Raw genomic sequence first — 408 nt, 5'->3', positions numbered from 1 at the left:
GTGCGGACAACGGTTTCTTCCCTTGCTTCCCAATCATTAACTTTGCGAAGTAAGCTCAATCGAGAGTGAAGTTCTCGATAGCATAAAGAAACCCCAGCCAAGTAATGGTCTGGGKTTCTTGTTTTAGCAGTGAGCAAAGATAGCCATATACTGGTTTATTTAATCAGGCGTGAACTGCGGCGCTGCTGAATTTTTTGGTGAACGCCGCGGCGCAGCGCTTGAATGCGGTTTTCGGCTTTGTCGACGCCGAGCAACACGGTCAGGACAAGTACCGTCATGATCACAGATTGCTGCATCAATCCTAAACCAATCATCATCCCCATCGACGCCAGTACCCAGATAACGGCGGCGGATGTCACCCCGTGAATTTTCCCATCTTGAGTCATCATCACACCTGCACCTAAAAAG

At 48.9% G+C, this 408-nt stretch carries 1 protein-coding gene; it reads right to left on the bottom strand.

What is annotated here, in order from left to right; translation table 11 throughout:
• Window positions 1–155 precede the first annotated feature (155 nt).
• On the bottom strand, window positions 156–408 hold a 253-nt coding region (locus CIK04_RS23995; RefSeq protein WP_142995003.1), incomplete at its 5' end, for an MgtC/SapB family protein.

The sequence above is a fragment of the Vibrio sp. 03_296 genome (genome assembly GCF_002265885.1).
This window is presented reverse-complemented; position numbering and strand designations above follow the sequence as displayed.